The organism is Streptomyces sp. NPDC047014, from assembly GCF_040644195.1.
Lineage (GTDB): Bacteria > Actinomycetota > Actinomycetes > Streptomycetales > Streptomycetaceae > Streptomyces.
On the sequence record NZ_JBEYVX010000020.1, the window covers coordinates 16,929 to 35,076 of the forward strand.

14 protein-coding genes are annotated in these 18,148 nt (G+C 75.5%); 5 read left to right on the forward strand and 9 right to left on the reverse strand.

Annotation, left to right across the window (positions count from 1 at the left end):
• Positions 1-64: 64 nt before the first annotated feature.
• From ABZ873_RS14540 to ABZ873_RS14550, 3 genes are all read left to right on the forward strand, one after another.
• Positions 65-1,579, forward strand: a complete 1,515-nt coding sequence (locus tag ABZ873_RS14540; RefSeq protein WP_360870465.1) for a glutamate synthase subunit beta — start codon at positions 65-67, stop codon at positions 1,577-1,579.
• A 43-nt stretch (positions 1,580-1,622) separates the two neighbouring features.
• Positions 1,623-2,678 (forward strand): hypothetical protein, encoded by a 1,056-nt coding sequence (locus ABZ873_RS14545; RefSeq protein ID WP_360870468.1) that lies wholly within the window; start codon positions 1,623-1,625, stop codon positions 2,676-2,678.
• Between the two features lie 162 nt (positions 2,679-2,840).
• On the forward strand, positions 2,841-3,224 hold the full coding sequence (locus ABZ873_RS14550; RefSeq protein ID WP_360870470.1) for a hypothetical protein: 384 nt from the start codon (positions 2,841-2,843) through the stop codon (positions 3,222-3,224).
• Positions 3,225-3,308: 84 nt separating this feature from the next.
• Here the strand turns inward: ABZ873_RS14550 and ABZ873_RS14555 are convergent, their stop codons facing one another.
• The 3 genes from ABZ873_RS14555 to ABZ873_RS14565 all read right to left on the reverse strand — a co-directional run bounded on the left by ABZ873_RS14555 (position 3,309) and on the right by ABZ873_RS14565 (position 8,117).
• On the reverse strand, positions 3,309-5,984 hold the full coding sequence (locus ABZ873_RS14555; protein WP_360870472.1) for a DUF6493 family protein: 2,676 nt from the start codon (positions 5,982-5,984) through the stop codon (positions 3,309-3,311).
• Positions 5,981-7,426 (reverse strand): SWIM zinc finger family protein, encoded by a 1,446-nt coding sequence (locus ABZ873_RS14560; RefSeq protein WP_360870475.1) that lies wholly within the window; start codon positions 7,424-7,426, stop codon positions 5,981-5,983. Before ABZ873_RS14560 ends, ABZ873_RS14555 begins: the two co-directional genes overlap by 4 nt.
• A gap of 88 nt (positions 7,427-7,514) precedes the next feature.
• Positions 7,515-8,117, reverse strand: a complete 603-nt coding sequence (locus ABZ873_RS14565; RefSeq protein WP_360870478.1) for a WHG domain-containing protein — start codon at positions 8,115-8,117, stop codon at positions 7,515-7,517.
• Positions 8,118-8,214: 97 nt separating this feature from the next.
• Between ABZ873_RS14565 and ABZ873_RS14570 the strand changes: the two genes are divergently transcribed.
• Together ABZ873_RS14570 and ABZ873_RS14575 are read left to right on the forward strand one after the other, a co-directional pair.
• Entirely contained in the window at positions 8,215-9,003 is a 789-nt protein-coding gene (locus tag ABZ873_RS14570; protein ID WP_360870481.1) for an SDR family oxidoreductase, read from the forward strand.
• Positions 9,004-9,164: 161 nt separating this feature from the next.
• Positions 9,165-10,580, forward strand: a complete 1,416-nt coding sequence (locus tag ABZ873_RS14575; RefSeq protein WP_360870484.1) for a lamin tail domain-containing protein — start codon at positions 9,165-9,167, stop codon at positions 10,578-10,580.
• A gap of 12 nt (positions 10,581-10,592) precedes the next feature.
• Here ABZ873_RS14575 and ABZ873_RS14580 read toward each other — a convergent pair whose 3' ends face one another.
• The 6 genes from ABZ873_RS14580 to ABZ873_RS14605 all read right to left on the reverse strand — a co-directional run bounded on the left by ABZ873_RS14580 (position 10,593) and on the right by ABZ873_RS14605 (position 18,063).
• Complete coding sequence (locus ABZ873_RS14580; protein ID WP_360870487.1) at positions 10,593-11,024, reverse strand: hypothetical protein; 432 nt, start codon at positions 11,022-11,024, stop codon at positions 10,593-10,595.
• Positions 11,021-12,100: an ABC transporter substrate-binding protein gene (locus tag ABZ873_RS14585; protein ID WP_360870490.1), complete on the reverse strand. Its 1,080-nt coding sequence runs from the start codon at positions 12,098-12,100 to the stop codon at positions 11,021-11,023. The genes ABZ873_RS14580 and ABZ873_RS14585 overlap by 4 nt, the downstream gene beginning before the upstream one ends.
• 129 nt (positions 12,101-12,229) lie before the next feature.
• Positions 12,230-12,991: a class F sortase gene (locus ABZ873_RS14590; protein ID WP_360870493.1), complete on the reverse strand. Its 762-nt coding sequence runs from the start codon at positions 12,989-12,991 to the stop codon at positions 12,230-12,232.
• Positions 12,988-13,818 (reverse strand): hypothetical protein, encoded by an 831-nt coding sequence (locus tag ABZ873_RS14595; protein WP_360870496.1) that lies wholly within the window; start codon positions 13,816-13,818, stop codon positions 12,988-12,990. The genes ABZ873_RS14590 and ABZ873_RS14595 overlap by 4 nt, the downstream gene beginning before the upstream one ends.
• A 616-nt stretch (positions 13,819-14,434) precedes the next feature.
• Entirely contained in the window at positions 14,435-15,502 is a 1,068-nt protein-coding gene (locus ABZ873_RS14600; RefSeq protein WP_360870499.1) for an FAD binding domain-containing protein, read from the reverse strand.
• Positions 15,499-18,063: a molybdopterin cofactor-binding domain-containing protein gene (locus ABZ873_RS14605; RefSeq protein ID WP_360870502.1), complete on the reverse strand. Its 2,565-nt coding sequence runs from the start codon at positions 18,061-18,063 to the stop codon at positions 15,499-15,501. The genes ABZ873_RS14600 and ABZ873_RS14605 overlap by 4 nt, the downstream gene beginning before the upstream one ends.
• Positions 18,064-18,148 lie beyond the last annotated feature (85 nt).

The following is an 18,148-nucleotide window of genomic DNA, read 5'->3' on the forward strand; positions in this document are numbered from 1 at the left end:
TGCGGCGTAACCTGGTCGGACCGGCACAGAGCGCGCCCATACGCACGATCCAGGGAGGCGGCGCGTGACCGATCCCTTCGGCTTCCTCAGGATCCCCCGCGAGCCCGTCCCGGCCCGGCCCGTCGGGGAAAGGCTCGGCGACTGGCACGAGGTGTACGCGGGTCAGGCCCTGCTGCCGTTCGTCTCCCGGCAGGCCGACCGCTGCATGGACTGCGGGGTCCCCTTCTGCCACACCGGCTGCCCGCTGGGGAACCTGATCCCCGAGTGGAACGCGTACGCCGCCCACGCCGACTGGTACGCGGCGTACGAGCGGCTGCACGCCACGAACAACTTCCCCGAGGTGACGGGCCGGCTCTGCCCGGCGCCCTGCGAGGACGCGTGCGTGCTGGCGATCAACTCCGACCCGGTGACCATCAAGAACGTCGAGCAGGCCATCGTGGACGAGGGCACACGCTGCGGCTACATGCGGCCGCACCCGGCGGAGCGCGGCAGCGGGCGGACGGTCGCCGTCATCGGCTCCGGCCCGGCCGGACTGGCCGCCGCGCAGCAGCTCACGCGGGCCGGGCACACGGTGACGGTCCACGAGCGGGCCGACCGGATCGGGGGCCTGCTGCGGTACGGCATCCCCGAGTTCAAGATGGAGAAGGCCCCGCTGGACCGCCGCATCGAGCAGATGCGGGAGGAGGGCACGGTCTTCGTCACGGGTGCGGACCTGGGCGGCGCCACCGACGCGGGGGCCGGCGGGCTGCGCGGGCGCTGCGACGCGGTGGTCGTCGCCGTCGGGGCGGGCGAGCGGCGCGAGCTGCCCGTACCCGGCCGTGCGCTGGCCGGCATCCACCAGGCGATGGAGTACCTGACCTGCGCGAACCGGGTGCAGGAGGGGGACTGCGCCGCACCGGGCATCACCGCCGAGGGGCGGCATGTGGTCGTGGTGGGCGGCGGGGACACCGGCTCGGACTGCCTCGGGACGGCGCTGCGGCAGGGCGCGCTCTCGGTGGTCCAGATCGACATCAACCCCGAGCCGGGCGAGGACCGGCCCGAGGGCGAGCCCTGGCCGGTGTACGCGCGGACGTACCGGATCTCGCACGCCCACGAGGAGGCCCGCGGGCGGGCCGGACAGGACCCGCGGCTGTTCGCGCGGGCCACCCTGCGCTTCGACGGGGATGCGGCGGGACGGGTGCGGGCGCTGCGGCTGACCGCCGTCGAGCCGGTGTCGCGCAGCGCGCTGGCGGGCACCGAGCAGGTGGTACCGGCGGGGCTGGTGCTGCTGGCCCTCGGCTTCTCGGGGCCGGAGCGGGCCGGCCGGCTGCGGGAGCAGCTGGGGCTGGAGCTGGACGAGCGGGGCAACTTCGCGCGGGACGCCGGTTTCGCGGCGGCCGGCGGGCGGGCGCCCGGGGTGTTCGTCGCGGGGGACGCGGGCCGGGGGCAGTCCCTGGTGGTGTGGGCCATCGCGGAGGGCCGGGCGGCGGCCGCCGCGGTGGACCGCTATCTGACCGGCTCCACGTGCCTCCCCGCGCCGATCGCCGCCCACGACCGGCCGATGACGGCGCTGGGCCGCATGCGGTACGGGGCGTTCTGAACCCGTTGGCCCCGGCGGTCCCCCGGCTGCGACGATGCGGGGCATGAACAGCACGGGGGATGAACGGATCGGCGTCGTGGCGCTCGGCACGCTGCGGGCTCGGGGCACGGTCGAGGCGGTGGCGGGCGGGCGGCTCCTCGTCCGCACACCGGAGGAGCTGGCGGTGTACGAGCGCGAGGACTTCCTCGCGGGCCGGACCGGGGGCGCGCTGCACGCCCTACGGACGGAGGAGCACGAGCGGGCGGTCCCCCTGCCGGACGGCGGCTTCGTGGTGGCCGGGACGGCGTCCGTACGCGCGCTGGATCCGGACGGCGGCCCGCGCTGGGAGCACGCGCACGATCCGTGGCACGGCACGGGGCGGGCGCAGAGCCCGGCCGTCAGCCCGGACGGGCGGCTGGTGAGCCTGGTGGTACCGGCGATCGAGCGCGACCGGAGCAAGGCGGCCCTGGTCTACGACCTGGAGCCCGAACGCAGCTACACCTGGGACGAACTGCTGCTCCTGGACGCGGCGTCCGGCGAGGTGACCGGCCGGCAGCGGCTGCGGTCGCTGACCTCGGGCACGGTGCAGTATTGGCGCTCGGACGGCGGGGCGGTGGGGGTGTCCTGCTGGACCGCCTGGAACAGCTGGTCGACATGGTGGGCCGAGCCCGGCGCCGAGGGATTCCGCCTGCTCGGGAGCACCTGGATGCACGCCATGGCCGGTTTCCTCGCGGACGGCCGGGCCCTGACCCAGCGCTTCGCGGAGCACGTGTTCCCCGCCGACGACCGCGACGAGCTGGCGGTGTTCGACCCGGTCTCCGGGGAGCGGGTGGCGCTGCTGGACCTGGCGGAGCTGGCCGTCGACCCGGAGAACGACGAGTTCTCCTCCGCCGAGATCGTGGACGGCCGCCACCTCGTGCTCCCGGGCCAGGTGTACCCGTCGACCGGGCCACCGGAGCACCGCCACTGGCTCCTGGCCGCGGAGGGCCTGCGCCCGCTGGGCCGGCTGGACTACCCGCGGGCGGTCGGCCCGGACGTGACCCCGCTCGGGGACGGCACCTGGCTCACCGAGGACGACGGCCTGCTGCACCGGTGGTCGCCGGCAGACCGGGGCGCCTGAGCGGCGTGGCGGGGGCGGGGCCCGGCGGGCCAGGCGGGTGAGCTTGGGACCCGGTTGGCCCACCCCGGTCCGGCGTGGCTGCCGTCGTACGCGGCGGGGCCGCCCAGGGTGGTGGGGACCGTCCGCAACTCGCTGTGGGCCGCTTCGCCGGGAGTGTGAGTGATGCGCCGCTTTTTGCCCGTCCTGCCAACCGCCGTCGTCCTGACCGGAGCGCTCGCCGCCCCGGCTGCCGCCGTCGCGGCGGACCCCATGCCGATCACCTCCCCGTACGTGCAGGCCGCGGCGGACGTCTCCGCCTCCGGCGCGCTGCGGCGGGCGAAGAACATCGACTGGGTGCGCCACGTGAACACCGGTCGCTACTGCGTGAACGTCAGCGAGAACATCAACCTGGCGTTCAGCGTGGTCCAGGTCGAGCTGCCGAACACCAACCGCCGCAGCTTCAGCACGGCGCCCAACTCGGTCTGCGGCCCGGACTCCATCTCGGTCTACACCTATGACCTGAACGGCAACTACGTGGACAACGCCTTCACGGTCGCCGTGCTCTGACGCTCTGGCGCCGCGGTGTCCTGACCGCTTCGGCGCGACGAGGACGAAGGGCCCGCCGGAACACCCGGCGGGCCCTCGCCATGCTCACGCGGCGTTCGCCGCCAGGGCTGTGTGCAGTCTGCGTGCCTGGGCGAGCAGTTGCGAGCCGCCCTTGCGGGCGGCCGTCCCGGCCAGGCCCTCGGGTACGGGGCCGGAGGCGCCGCAGTGCTCCACGCAGTCGGCGGCCACCGCGAGGAGTTCGCCCGCTCCCCGGGTCGCGCCGTCCGCGAGGACGGTCGGCAGCGCGGGGGCCAGTACCGCCCAGGTGGTCGCGTACGCGCCGGTGGCGGCGGCCGTACGGGCCGCGTCGGCCAGGCGGTTGGGCTTGACGTTGCCCAGGGCGAGCAGTTCGGCCAGGTCCCGGCCGAGCAGCGCCGCGTCCAGTTCCCCGCGTCCGGCGAGGACGAGCAGCGCGTCCACGGCGGCGAGCCGGTCCTCGGTGTGCCGGGCGCCCAGGCCGGTGGCCACCGCCAGGTGCAGCGCGGGTCCGGCGGGGCCGCCCAGTTCCGCCAGCCGGGACAGGATCTCGCCCGCGCCCTTCTCCTCGACGGTCGCGCAGCCGGTCAGGTGGGGCAGCAGCCAGACGGCCTGGGTCTCCCGGTCCTCGGGCAGGACGGAGAGGACCGGCAGGGTCCAGCCCCGCCAGTGCCAGCAGCGCTTGGCGCCCGCCGCGTAGGGCCGGGCCAGCGCATGGAACACGGCGGGGAACTCCTTCTGGATGACGCGGTGTCCGGAGGTCTCCAGGACCAGGTGCGAGACGGCCTCGCGTTCCCCTCCCCACCAGTAGCGCGCGTTCGTCTCCCCCTCCTTGAGGCGCCGGGTGTACGGGGCCGGGGCGCCCTCGGTGGTGAGCCAGGCGGCGAGGCGCCGCCCCTCGGGGGTGCCGAGCGCGGCCGCGGCCCCGGCGGCGGAGGGGTCGCGCCGGACGCGCAGCAGGGCCTGGGCGAAGTCGACGGGGCCCGGGGTGATGCCGAGGCGGCCGTACTCGGTGAGCCGTGCGACGAGCTCCAGCGGTTCCACGGTGCCGGAGTCCCAGGTGGGGGTGGCGAGGAGGAAGGGCTGGGGGTCGGTCAGGACGCGCAGGGCGGCTTCGCGCAGCCGGGCGGCCGTGACCCGGTGCAGGGCGTCGTGTATGCAGTCCTGGCCGTAGCCGGAGCCGTTGATGCGGCGGGCGGCGGCCAGGTCCTTGGCCCGGACCCGCCCGAGGACGGCCGCGGCGACGACGGCGAGCCCGCGGAGGTCGTCGGGGGCCGTGCAGCAGTCGCTCTCGCCCGCCCAGTGCAGGTCCGCGAGGGCGGGGCGCAGCCCCGCGGCCAGGGCGGCCCGGTCCTGGTGGGCGTGGCGGACGAGGAGGTCGAGGGCGGTCTCGGTCTCGGCGGCGGTGGCCTCGGCGGACTGGAGGAGGGCGGCGACGAGTTCCACGGTCTCGGCGACCGGCCGCGGGCCACCGGTGCTCAGCGGGCGGCGGGCGGGCGCGGCCGGGAGGGTCTCCTCGTAGGCGTCGGCGGGGGTGCCGGGGTCGGCGAGGGCGCCGAGCAGTTCGGCGGCGGTGCGGCGGAGGGCGGGGCCGAGTTGTTCGGCCTCGAAGGCCAGCTCGGCGCGGAGGTGTTCGTCCTCGGGGCGCAGATGGGTGGCGACGAGCTTGAGGGCGCGTTCCTGGAGGGCGGTGTCGGCGTGGCCGAAGGCCGCGGTGACGGCGGGCAGCAGCAGGGAGCGGTCCTCGGGGGTCTGCCGCAGGGCCTTGCCGAGCAGGACGAGCTGGGCGCGGACGAGCTTCTTCTCGGGGCGGAAGAGCACGGCGGAGGACATCTCGGCGAGCCGGTCCGCGGGGAGCCGGCCCTCCGCGAAGAGGCCCGCGAGGATCTGCTGGGCGCGGCCGGCGATGGGTGAGGGGGCGTCGGCGGTGAGGGCGATCCAGTCGGCGGTGTGCTCCTGCCGCTCCTCCGGGGTGAGGTCGAGGACGTCGAGGAGGTCGGTGTAGAAGCCGAGCCGGTTGGGGCGGCGGTTTCCGCGGAGCAGCCGGGCGATGGCGCCGTCGACGAGGACGCGGCGGCCGATGACGCCCTCGGCCGCGAGGTGGGCCAGCTCGGCGGGCCAGGTGCCGGGCCTGCGCGGGTCCTCGTACCGGTCGAGGCCGGGGGCGGGCTCGGCGGTCTCGAAGAGCAGCGGCACGAGTTCGCGTACGTACGGCTCCTCGCGCAGCCCGACGCGCAGCGGGCGGCGCTCGGCGCGGCCGCGGCGGGCGCGGGTGGTGCTGTCGATGGTGATGTGGTCCGTCCAGGCGTGCACGAAGGCGTCGCCGGTGGGGGCGGGGGCGCCGGTGTCCGCCAGGAGCAGGCGGATGAGCGGGTAGTCGTCGTGGACGGTGGCGGTGCGGGCGGCGAGGCGTTGGGCGACGTCGGCGCGCCAGGCGGGGGCGCGGCCGGCGAGGGCGGGGGCCACGAAGGCGGTGTCGCGGTTGGTGCCGTCGCGCAGTTCGCGGGCGGCGATCCAGGCGGAGGCGGCCGCGGCCCCGGTGTGGCAGGCGGCTCCGGCGAGGAGGAGGGTGCGCAGGGTGCGTTCCTCGTCCCAGCGGCGGCGCCAGCCCCAGCCGCGGATCTCCTTGCGCAGGGCGGTCAGTTCGGGCAGCTGGGCGCGGCGTTGCGTGTCGTCGAGGGTGCCGATGAGGCCGGCGACGAAGGTGGTGCGGCCGGCCCGGACGGCGTCGAGCAGGGTGGTCATCGGGGGTCTCCGGTGGTCGTGGAAGCGGCCGGGGCCGGGGTGGTGGCGGTCGGGCCGGCGGGCGCGGCGGCCTCGCGGCGTGCCATGCGGACGGCGAGGGCGTGCTTGCAGGGGCCGCGGCGGCCGCGGTAGTCGGCCCACCACTGGCAGGTGCAGCTGAGCACCCCGCCGGCGGCCTCGCGGACCTGGTAGTGGCGCTCGCCGGAGCGGACGGTGGCGGTGGCGTCCGCGTGCCGGAGGACGGCGCCGTCGGCGAGGAGGGCGCGGGCCGCGACGAGGCGCGGGTTGTGCCGTTCGGCGCGGCGGGCGTCGTAGGGCAGTTCGCGGTGGAAGTAGGCGGCTTCGGCGGTGTCGTAGCCGACGCGGCCGGCGGTGCCGAGCCGGACCAGGGCGGCGCGGACCCGTTCGGCGCTCAGCCCGCTCTGGGCGGCGAGGTCCGCGACCTCGATACGGGGTTCCCAGGCGAGCAGGACGGAGACCAGGTCGGCGTCGGCGGCGGCCTCGTCCGTGGCCAGCGCCTCCAGGACGCCGCCCTCGCCCGAGAAGCCGCGGCTGGGCTCCGGGGAGAGCGTGAGGGTGAGGCGCATGCCGGGCAGGGTGACCTCCCAGGCGGCGGCGGTCGCGGCGCCCTCGTGTGCGGCGGGGCCGTAGACGCGCAGGCCGGTGGCGTGCCGCAGGACCCGCTGGAGGGCGGCCAGCCGCTCGGGGCCGGGCAGGCAGACGGCGCCGGGCACGGGCCGGGTGGTGGGGCGCAGGGTGCGGCCGGCGGGGACCACCCACAGGGCGGCCTGCCGGCCGCCGCCGGTTCCGGCCGCGCCGGTGCCGCGCGGGAGGGTGCGCAGGAAGCGTACGGCCTCGGCGGCGGACAGTTCGGCGCGCAGGTCGAATCCGGCGGTGGCCACCTGGGATTCGGCGAAGCCGCGCAGCCAGCGGTCGGGCAGCGGGACCTTCTTCTCCACCACGGGGCCGTCCAGGGTGGTGACGGCCAGTTCGTCGGGGCCGACGCGCAGGTGCAGGGGTTCGTCGCCGGTGAGCCGGGACAGGGCCTCGCGCAGCGGGTTGTTGACGTCGACGTTGGTGGTCCCGTGGCCGGTGTCGGCGCCGTCGAGCCCGCCGGGCAGCACGTCGAGCCGGGCGTACACCCCGCAGCACCCGGAGAAGGACTCGAAGCGCAGCCGGTCGCCGTTGGCCGTGACCACCGGGTCGAGCGAGGCCCGCAGGGTGCGCTGGTAGTAGCGGGTGGCGGCGACGTCCGCGACGGCGAGCAGGCCCCGGGCGGCGGCCTGGGGCGCGCTCAGGAAGCCGGCGAAGAACTGCGGGTGGGCCTCGGGGCCCACCGGGGTCAGCCCGCCGGAGGTCTCCAGCCCGAGGAGGCGGCCGTCGCCCCGGGCGGTGAGGGCGGACGGGCGTGCGTAGGCGAGTGCCTGGAGGGATCGGCTCATGGGCGTCAACGTAGACGGCACCACCGACAACGCTGATGGGCCGTCATGTTCCGTGCGCGTACGGGAGCTTTCCGCGCGGCGGCGCCGGTCAGGACGGCCGGGCGCCGAGCCCGGTCAGCAGCACGTCGAGGGCGAGGTCGGTGGCCTCGGCCAGCGGGGTGTCGTCGAGGAGGGAGCCGACGGCGAGCAGGGCGAGCCCGTGCAGGGTGGAGAAGGCCACCTGGGCGAGGCGGCCCGGGTCCCCGGCCCGTACGGCGCCCTCCCGCTGGGCGTGCGCGATCAGCTCGGCGGCGATCTCCAGGCTGCGGTGTCCGAGCTCGCGCAGCTCGGGGCTGGAGGCGTCGGCGTGCTTGGCGGTGAACATCAGGCTCAGCAGCGGGGCGTGCCCGACGGCGAAGTCGACGTAGGCCCGGCCGAGTCCGGCGAGCCGGTCGGTGACGGGGCCGGGGGCGTCGGCCTCGGCGCGCATCCGCTCGTTCAGCCGGGCGAAGCCGGTGACGGCCAGGGCGTCGAGCAGGGCCTGGCGGTCCCGGAAGTGGCGGCCGGGCGCGGCGTGGCTGACGCCCAGGTCACGGGCGAGGCCGCGCAGGGAGAGGCTGTCGGCCCCGGTGGTCGCGAGGACGGTCTCGGCGCGCTCCAGCAGAGCGGCCCGGAGGTTGCCGTGGTGGTAGGGGGTATCGGCGTGGGCCACGACCCTGCCCCTCTCATGTTGTCATTGACTACAATGTTGCCCCTGCCTACATTAGGTGGACCGGGCATCACCGGAGTCTCGAAACGGAGTACGTACGATGTCTATGACATACCGCGGCACCACCGCTCTGATCACCGGGGCCAGTTCCGGCCTCGGTGTCGAGTTCGCCCGCCAGTGGGCCGAGCGCGGCGCGGACGTCGTGCTCGTGGCCCGCCGCCTGGACCGGCTGGAGCAGCTGGCCGAGGATCTGCGGAGCCGGTACGGGATACGGGCGCACGCGGTGGCCGCGGACCTCGCGGCGCCGGGCGCGGCGGCGGCGCTGCACTCCGAGCTGGAGGCCCACGGCTTCCGGGTGCACACGCTGATCAACAATGCGGGCTTCGGCAGCCACGGCGCGTTCGCGGAGCAGGAGCCCGCGCGGATCAACGAGATGATCCAGTTGAACGTGGTCGCGCTGACCGAGCTGACCCGGCGGTTCCTGCCCGCGATGACCGCCGACGGGCGGGGCGCGCTGGTGACCGTAGCCAGTGCCGCCGCCTATCAGCCGACGCCGTCGATGGCCGTGTACGGGGCGACCAAGGCGTTCGTACTGAACTTCACGGAGGCGGTGGCCTACGAGACGCGGGCGTCCGCGCTGCGCGTGCTGGCGGTATCGCCGGGGCCGGTGCGGACCGAGTTCTTCGACGTCGTGGGCAGCCAGGACGCCGCCGTGGGCCGGATGGCCACCCCCGAGCAGGTGGTGACGGCGACCCGGCGGGCCCTGGAGCGGCGCAGCAGCCCGCCGAGCATCGTCGCGGGCCTCGGGAACCGCATCTCGGCGATGGCGGCGAGCCTGGCGCCGCGCCGGCTGACGCTGGCGATGGCGGGGCGCGCGCTCAAGGCGTGACGGGGGGGGCACGGGCGGGGGCTTACGGGCCGCGGGGCGGCCGGTGCGCCGAGAACTTCGGCCGCCGTTCACGGGCCGTCCGCCCCACGGGAGCCGTCCGGTCGGGTCCGCGCCCGACTGTCGGGGCGCCCCGATTTCCGCGACCCCTGGACGGATCCCCCGTGACCGCATCCCGCACCCGCCACCGGCGCCGTGACCTGGCCCTTCTCCTCGCCGCCGGATCCCTCGCGGCCGGCCTGCTCGGCGCCGCCCCGGCGCAGGCGGCGCCCGCCGACGACATCCGGATCAACGAGGTGGTGACCACCGGCGGCGTCGAGGACTCCATCGAGCTGTACAACAAGGGCACCGCCGCCGTGGACCTGTCCGGCTGGGTCCTCAAGGACGACAAGGACAGCTCCTCGTACACGATCGCCTCCGGGACCACCCTGGCCGCCGGGGCCTTCCGCACCTTCGACGTGCACGGCTCCTTCGGCCTCGGCTCGGAGGACAAGGCGCGCCTGTACCTGCCGAGTGGCCGGACCCTGGTGGACAGCTTCTCCTGGACCACGCACTCCGCCCCCTCCTGGTCCCGCTGCCCGGACGGCACCGGCGCGTTCCGGGCGGCCGCGCTGACCCTGGGCGGCGCGAACTCCTGCGGCACCGGCGGCGGCGGTACGACGCCCACCGCCTGGCCCGGCGGCAGCGCGGTCGCGACCGCCGACGGCTCCCAGGTGTTCGGCCAGGACCTCAGCGGGCTCCACCAGGAGGGCGGTGTGGTCTGGGCCGCCCAGAACAACGGCAGACTGTGGCGGCTGGTCCGCGACGGCTCGGGCGGCTGGCAGCCCGACACCGGCAACGGCTGGACCTCGGGCAAGTCCCTGCGCTTCCCCGGCGGTTCGGGCAGCCCCGACAGCGAGGGCGTCACCCTCACGGGCGGCGGATCGGCCGCCGGGGTCTTCGTCGCCTCGGAGCGCGACGGCAACGCCTCCGGGACCAGCCGGCTGTCGGTACTCAAGTACGACATCTCCGGCAGCGGGAGCACACTGACCGCCGCCAAGGAGTGGAACCTCACGTCCGACCTGCCGTCGGTCGGCCCGAACCTCGGCCTCGAGGCCCTCACCTGGGTCCCCGACGCCTCCCTGACGGGCGCCGGCTTCAAGGACGCCTCGACGGGGGCCGCGTACGATCCGGCGCGCTACGGGGCCCACGGCGGCGGGGTGTTCTTCGTCGGCGTGGAGGGCACCGGCATGATCCACGGCTATGTCCTGGCGGACTCGGGCGCGTTCACGCGCGTCGCGAGCGTGAGCAGCGGCATGGCCGGGGTGATGGAGCTCCAGTGGGAGCCGCAGGCCGGCCGGCTGTGGGCGGTGTGCGACAACACCTGCGACGGGCAGCACCGCACCCTGCGCGTCGACGCCTCGGGCGCCTTCGCCGTCACCGCCGTCCACGCCCGGCCCACCGGCATGCCGAACTACAACAACGAGGGCTTCACCCTCGCCGGCGCCGACGAGTGCACGGCCGGCCTCAAGCCGGTCCTCTGGTCCGACGACAGCAACGACGCCGGCCACGCCCTGCGCCGAGGCACCATCACCTGCTGACCCCTCGCTTCGTCATGACAGGTCCGGGCGGCCGAGCCAGGAGGGGCGGAGGGGGATGCCGTCCTCGTCGTGCGGCGGGCCGGGGGCGGGCGGGGGTTCGGGGGCGGGGTCCGGTGTGGGCTGCGGGGCGGGGTCGGGGGTGGGTGGTGGGGCCGGGCGGGCGGAGTCCTCCAGGAGTTCCGCGATGGTGAAGCGGGTGGCGTAGGAGTGCCAGGCTCCGTCCAGCACCAGCAGGAAGCCTTCCCCGGTGCGCAGCAGGCGGCGGCGTTTGGGGCTTCTCGGGTGCTCGGGGTCGTAGGAGCGGGCCCGGCGCTCCAGCTCGGCCAGCGCGTCGTCGCGTGTGCCCTCCACGTGGGTGAGGACGTACGCCTCCATGCGCTTGCGTTCCCCCAGGCCGACCGTGACCTCCACGATCAGGCCCCAGGTGGTGGGCGTTGTCGTCATGTTCCTGCCTCTGTCGCGCGGATACGGAAGGCGGACGACGGGTCGGCCGGGTCCCGGTCCGCGATCCGGACCGGGGCATCGGCCCACTGCCATACGCCGATGCCCGGGACCCGGGAGAACGTGATCCGCCCCCGGGTGCCCTCGACGGCGACCTGCGACCAGGCCGCGGCCGTGCCGTGGCGGCGCAGGAGTTCGGCGAGGACGGTCACCGTGTCGTAGCCCTCGAAGGCCACGAAGGAGGGGGATTCGCCGAGGCGATCGCGCAGGGCTTGGCCGACGCGGGCGCCGAGGGGGCCGAGTTCCTCGGGCAGGTAGCGCAGGAAGGGGACGGCCGCCCCGTCGGTGCCCAGCAGGCGGGCCCAGTCCGTGAACTCCGGCTGCCCGGCGGGCGCGCCGATCAGGAGGCCGGTCAGGCGCCGGTCGCCGCGGACGGCCCGGACGAGGGGGACCGCGGGCTCCGGGGTTCCGGCCAGCAGGAGCAGGGCCGTGGCCCGCTGCCCGGCGAGCGCGTCGCAGAGTTCCGCCGGGCCGAGGGCGCGGGCGTCCAGCTCGATGAGGGTGGCGCCGCGCGAGCTGAGGCGGTCGCGCAGGATGCGGGTGCCCGCCGCCCAGTAGACGCTGGGCTCTGCCGCCACCGCGATCCGGGTGTGGCCCGCGCCGAGGAGGAAGTCCGCGTAGAGCCGCCAGCCGCGGGACTGCGGCGGGGCCAGCCGGGCCACCCATCGCGTGGGCCGCTCGGTGAGCGCGTCGAGCACCGCCGAGGAGCAGAGGAACGGCAGCCCGAGGGTGTCGGCCCGCGCGGCCGCCGCGCGGGCGACGACGCTGTGGTACTCCCCCGCCACCGCGGCCACGCCCAGCCCGGCCAGCTCGGTCACGGCCCCGGCGGCCTTCTCCGGGTCGGCCGCGGTGTCCCGGACCAGCAGTTCCAGCGAGGCCCCGGCGATGCCGCCGGTGTCGTTGACCTCGCGGACGGCCAGTTCCAGTCCGGCGAGCAGATGGCGGCCCGCCTCCACCCAGCCCGGCGGGGAGAGCGGTACGAGGGCTCCGATCCGCAGCGTGGTCGGTGAGGTGATCATGTGGCCATTCCACCGGCCGACGCCGTGTTCCGGCAAGAGGGTAAGGGGCGACGGGCTGTGCCCGTCAGCCGCAGAGGCCCCTGCGGCTGACGGGCGGCCGGGCCTCCTTCCCGGCTTCGGCGGTGCCCGTCAGGCGGCGCCCGTCATCCGGGCGAAGACCACCACGTTGCTGTCGTAGTAGTGCTTCTTGGGGTCGAAGTCCCCGCCGCACGTGACCAGGCGCAGACCCGCGTGGTCGAGGTTCTTGTAGACCTCCATCGTGGGGAACTCGGCCTTCGGGTACTCCGCGACCCGGTCCACGGTGAACGTGACCGTCTTGCCGTCCTTCCTGGTCACCTTGATGGTGTCGCCGCCCTTCATCGCCTTCAGCTTCTCGAACACCGCCGCCGCTCCGTTCCACGTGACATGCCCTGCGATCACGGCCGGTCCCTGGGAGCCGGGGGTGGGCCCCGGTTCGTACCAGCCCGCGAGCGCGGGGTCCTTGGGGGTCTGCATGGTGCCGTCCGTGTTCTGCCGCAGCGTTTCCAGGGTGCTGGTCAGGCCGAGGGACGGGATCGTGATCTTCTGCGGTTCCGAGCGCGCGAGGGCCGGTGCGGCGGCCTTGCCCGCGCCGGAGCCGGTGCCCGCGCCCGCCTCCGTACCGGACTTCGCGCCGTCCGCCGGGGGCGCGGAGCCGGCGCCGCCGGGTGCCTGTCCGGCCGGTACGGGGGCGGTGGCGCCCGCCGCGTCCGGCTGGGCCTGCCCGGCGGGCACCGCGGGCTTCGCGGTGTCCTCGCCGCCGCCGCAGCCCGAGAGCAGCAGCCCGGCCAGGACCGTCGCCGCGAGGGCGCCGGCGGTGCGGCGGCGGGCGAAGCCGCTGGGCGGGGTGGCCGCGCGGGTGGGCCGGTTCACGCGCCGCCTCCCGTGGTCTCCCGGCGGACGGTGACGGCCTGGGCCCGGCGGCGCCCGAGGACCACCGCACCGGCGGCCACGGCGAGGGTGGTGATGGCGACTCCGTCCCGTACCGTCACGGGCAGCTGGGCCGCGGCCGTCTGCTCGGAGCCGCCGCCGGTCTCGATGGCGCCGACGGGGAGGGAGCCCACGGCCGCGCCCTTGACCTCGCCGCAGTTGGTCGGGGCGGTGGCCTCTTGGGGCAGCTTCGGGTCGAGTTCGCTCTTTCCGGCGCCCTGGACGTCGTACTTGCCGTTCTTGTTGCGGTCGATGCCGTGCTGCACGACGTGCAGGTCCTTGATGTGGTCGACCACGTCCTGGCCGACGGCGATCGTCCGCTTGTAGGAGAGCTTGCCCTTCTTGTCGGCGACGGGCATGCGTTCCACCGCGAGGCCGCTGGTGGGCTTGGTGTCTCCGGAGGTGGTGAGCGAGATGTTGATGTCGCCGTAGTCGTGTGTGGCCTCGGTGTTGCTGAGGACCCCGTCGCCGTCGGTGTCGTCGGAGGCGTCCGGGCAGTGGAAGTCGTGCCCCTTGGTCGAGCCGTGCAGGTGCTGGGCCGAGGGCTGCCCCGGCACCATGCCCTCGGACTCGATCTGCACGGTGAGCTGGTTGCCCCTGAGGCTGAGCATGACCGTGCCGCGGGAACCGGATTCGTTCAGCTGCGCCAGATCGATCTGGTACGCCTTTCCGCCCTCCGCGAGGGCGGGCCCGGAAAGGCCGATGGTCAGGAACACGGCGGCGGGGACGGACGCGAGAACCACGAGGCGGCCGGCGCGCTTGACTATCATATTCGCTCCTGTTCCATGGATTCCCGGGACGGGAATCTCACATCTCATGTCGTACGAGTGGGAAGCGAGCCCCGGTGGGGGTCTCGTTCCCTTCTTCGGCACCCCGGCTGCTGCGGATGGGTGCCTTTTTGAAATATTTTTCCGGCTACCGGATCTACGCACGGACGGGCCATTTCGAGGCGCGTGCGGGTGGGCGCGGGCGTATTTCGCGCGCACGAATCACCGGTAGGTGCGGCAGCGCCGCTGCGGGCTCGGGGCAGCGCTCATGGCCCGGAACGCCGGGGGCGGCTGCCCGTCCGGTCCGTCGCGAGTATTGCCGGACCGGAGAAAAAGAAGGTGAAAAGGGGGTGGAAAACGCAGAGGGAGGTGAGAAATTCCCACCTCCCCGCGCCCGGCCCTGCCGCATTACCTCCCCGAGGTCACCTCACCGTTGGACGGACGGTCGGATTCAGTGGCCGGACACCGGTCTCTCCGGAACTAATCTGACCTCATTCGATTCGCCTCTGCCGCAGTCACGCACGCGCATCCACCGCCTTCGACTTCAGGTTCGGTCCGCTTCGGTCTCGACCTTTGTAGTCCTCCCGGCGGCGGGCGGGCCAATAGTTGGCGGCTGATGCTAAGAATTCACCGGATCCGCCGCTCCCGGGCCGCCGGAGGACCCGCCGGACGGCCGGCCCGACGACCCGCCCGACCCGCCCGGCCCGGCCGCGCGTTCGAGGACTTCGAGGACGGTGTCCCGGAAGAGGGTGGTCTTGTAGCCGGTCAGCGGCAGCGGACGGCAGCGCTGCAGCACCGTCGCGGCGGCCGCCGACAGCGCCTCGGGGGTCGCCTCGCGGCCGATCAGGGCCGCCTCCACCTCGGTCAGCCGCAGCGGTACGCGGGCCACCCCGCCCGCCGCGACGGCCACGTGCGTGACGGTCGGCCCGTCGAACGCCAGCCGGGCGGCGGCCTCCACCAGCGGCCATTCGGCGTGCGCCCGGCTGATGGCCCGGTGGCAGGCGGCCCGTTCGCCGGGCACGGCTGCGGGCAGCCGGACGGCGGTGAGGACCCGGTGCGGTGGCAGCAGGTGGTCGGTGCGGTCGAGTCCGCGTCCGTCGCCGTACAACTCGGCCACGCTGCGCGGGGGTTCGTCGTGCACCTCGGCCTCAGCGTCGTAGGTGAGCAGGGCCATCGCCAGGGTGGACGGGTGCGGGGCGACGCAGAGGCTGTCCCCGGCGACGACGCCGTAGTGGTGGTCGCCCTCGCGGGCGGGGCAGCCGGTGCCGCCCTTCTGGAGGCAGCTGACCCGCGGATTGCGGTAGTACCAGCAGCGGTTGCGCTGGAGCAGATTGCCGCCGAGGGTGCCCGCCGCGCGGATCTGCGGGGTGGCCGCGCTGTGGGCCGCGGCCGCGAGGGCCGGCCAGCCGACGCGCACCCGGGGGTCGGCGGCCAGCGCGGCGAGGGTGGTCAGGGCGCCGATCCGCAGCCCGCCGCCGGGCAGCGGGGTGGTCCCCCGCATGCCTCCGGCGCCGTCCGAACCGTCCGCCCCGCCGGCCCCTCCCGCCTGCCCGAGGTCGGTGAAGGGCCCGGCGGAGACCCCGCTGCGCTGCCGGGCCGTGGTGTCGGTGCCCCCGGCGCGCAGCTCGCCGCCGCGGACCCGTACGGCTTCCGAGAGGGCGGTGAGATCGAGCGGTTCGGTGCTCACGTACCCAGTCCTTCCAGGAGCCGGTCGGGCCGGATCGGCATGTCGTACGGGCGCCAGCCGGTGGCGTCGTGGACGGCGTTGGCCAGGCTGGCGGCGGTGGGCAGGGTGGAGATCTCGCCGAGGCCGACCCCGCCGCCGGGCACGTGGTCGAAGCCCTCCTGGTGGAAGTGGACGGTGATCTCGGGGGTGTCGCCGATGCCGGGGATGCGGTAGTCCTCCAGGTTGTCGGTGAGGACCCGGCCGGTGACGGGGTCGGCGCGGCGCTCCTCGAACAGGGCGTAGCCGATGCCCTGGATCACGGCGCCCTCGCACTGGCTGCGGGCCAGCCGGTCCTCGTGGATGCGCCCGGCGGCGATGCCGCTCCAGACGCGCAGCGGGCGGATCCGTCCGAGCCGGGTGTCCACCTCGACCTCGGAGACCTGGACGGAGCCGGTGAAGCCGCGGCCGACGGCCACGCCGCCCAGGGGGAAGGGGAGCGCGTAGCCGCGGTGGTCGCGCGGGCGCCGGCCGGTGACCCGTACGCCGTGGGCGGTGTCCAGCCGGGCGGCGACCTCGCCCCCGCCGAGCGCCGCGCGCAGCCGCTCGGCGGCGTCCATGGCGGCGGGGACGAGGGAGGGGGTGGTGCGGCTGCCGCCGGAGGTGGGGCCGTGCGCGGCGTCGCTCCGGCCGACCTCGGCGCGCACCCGGTCCTCCGGCAGGCCGAGTCCGGCGGCGACGGCCCGGCACAGCACGGTACGGGCGCCGGTGCCCATGTCCTGGACGGAGCAGCGGGCGAGGACCATGCCGTCCTCCACGGCGAGTTCCACCTCGGTGACGGGGTCGAGGAAGTACAGCCAGTTGGCCGCCGCGACGCCGACACCCCGGCGGAAGCGGCCGGTGCCGCCGCGCGGGCCCGCCCAGACGGGCAGGGCCGCGGCCAGGTCGTAGAGGGCGTGGCGGCGGGTGTTGCCGTCCCAGCGGCGGCGCAGGGCGATGGGGTCCTCACCGAGCCGGTGGGCCATCTCGTCGACGGCCTGTTCCAGGGCCCAGCACATGGTGGGTCCGCCGGGCCCTCGGAAGGGGGCGCCCGGCGGCTGGTGGGTGACGGTGTCGAAGTCGCGCAGCCGGCGGGGGGCCTTGCCGTACATGAAGCGGGCGAGGGCGGCGACGGTGCCGCCGGTGGAGACGCCGCCGTCGTTGTCGGCGTCCATGGCCAGCGCGCTCAGCCCGCCGGACGCGTCGGCGGCCATGGCGATGCGGATGCGGGTGCCGGGGCGGTAGCCGCCGTCGGTCAGTTCCTCGTCCCGGTCGAGTACGACCCGTACGGGCGCTCCGTGCAGCCGGGACAGTTCCGCGGCGGCGACGACGTCCGAGGTGAGGCCCATCTTGCAGCCGAAGCCGCCGCCCACGTGCACGGCTGTGGCCACCACCTGTTCGGGCGGCAGGCCGAAGCGTTCGGCGGCCTGCTCGGCGACGTGGCGTACGGACTGGGTGGACACCTCCAGGCGGAGGCCGTCGTCGGTCCACGTGGCGAGGCAGGCGTGCGGTTCGAGGGGGGTGTGGGTCTGCGCGGCGGTGGTGAACTCGCCCTCCACGACCCGTTCGGGGCTGCGCCTGCGGGCTTCGGTGATGCGGCGGACGGCGGTGGCGGGGCGCCGGCTCATGGCGGAGGGGCCGCGCAGGTTGCCGCGCCAGCGGGTGGGCAGCAGCTGCGGGGCCTCCCCGGAGGCCGGTGCCCGTTTCCGCGCGGCCGCGTCCTCGTAGACGTACGGGCCCTCCCCGGTCCTGGCCCTGCGTACGTCCAGGGCCGCGGGCAGTACCTCGTAGTCCACGGCGACCCGGGCGGCGGCGGCCCGCGCCGCGGCCCGGCCGGCTCCGGCCACGGCGGCCACGGGCTGGCCGACGTAGCGCACGACGCCGTCCGGGGGCAGCAGGGAGACGAGCGGTACGCCGTCCGCCGTGAGGGAGCGTACGTGGGCGTGGGCGTGCGGGGAGCGGATGATCAGCCCCTCCAGCAGCCCTTCGGGGTGCAGGTCGGTGGTGTAGCGGGCGGAGCCGCCGGTCTTCTCGGGGGCTTCGACGCGCGGGACCGCTGGCGCCGCGCCTCCGGCCGGGGCGGTGTCGTACTCGCCGGCGCAGGCGGCGGCGACCGCCCGGAAGATGCCCGCGTAGGCGCCGCAGCGGCACAGGTGTCCCGCCAGCGCGTCGGCGGTCTGCTCGCGGGTGGGCGGGACGGAGCCGCGCGTGGCCCGCCACCGGTCGACGAAGGCGGCCGCCTCGACGACGAAGCCCGGGGTGCAGTAGCCGCACTGGAGGGCGTCCTCCGCGGCGAAGGCGCGGGCCACCGGATGGTCCGCCAGGCCCTCCACGGTGGTCACGCGCCGGCCGGCCAGGGTGACGGCGGGGGTCAGGCAGGACACCCGGGGCTCGCCGTCGACCTGGATGGTGCAGGCGCCGCAGACGCCGCCCTCGCAGACCAGTTTGGTGCCGGTGAGGCCCAGCCGGTCGCGCACCACCTCCACGGCGGCCGGGTCCTCGTCCACGTCCACCGCGCGCGGGGCGCCATTGACCTCGAACTCCACGAGACGTGCTCCTCAGCCGTGGGGCGGTGAGCGCCGGTGCCTCGCGCTCACCTTCACGTCCCTTGATATCCCGGTCCCGCGCGCG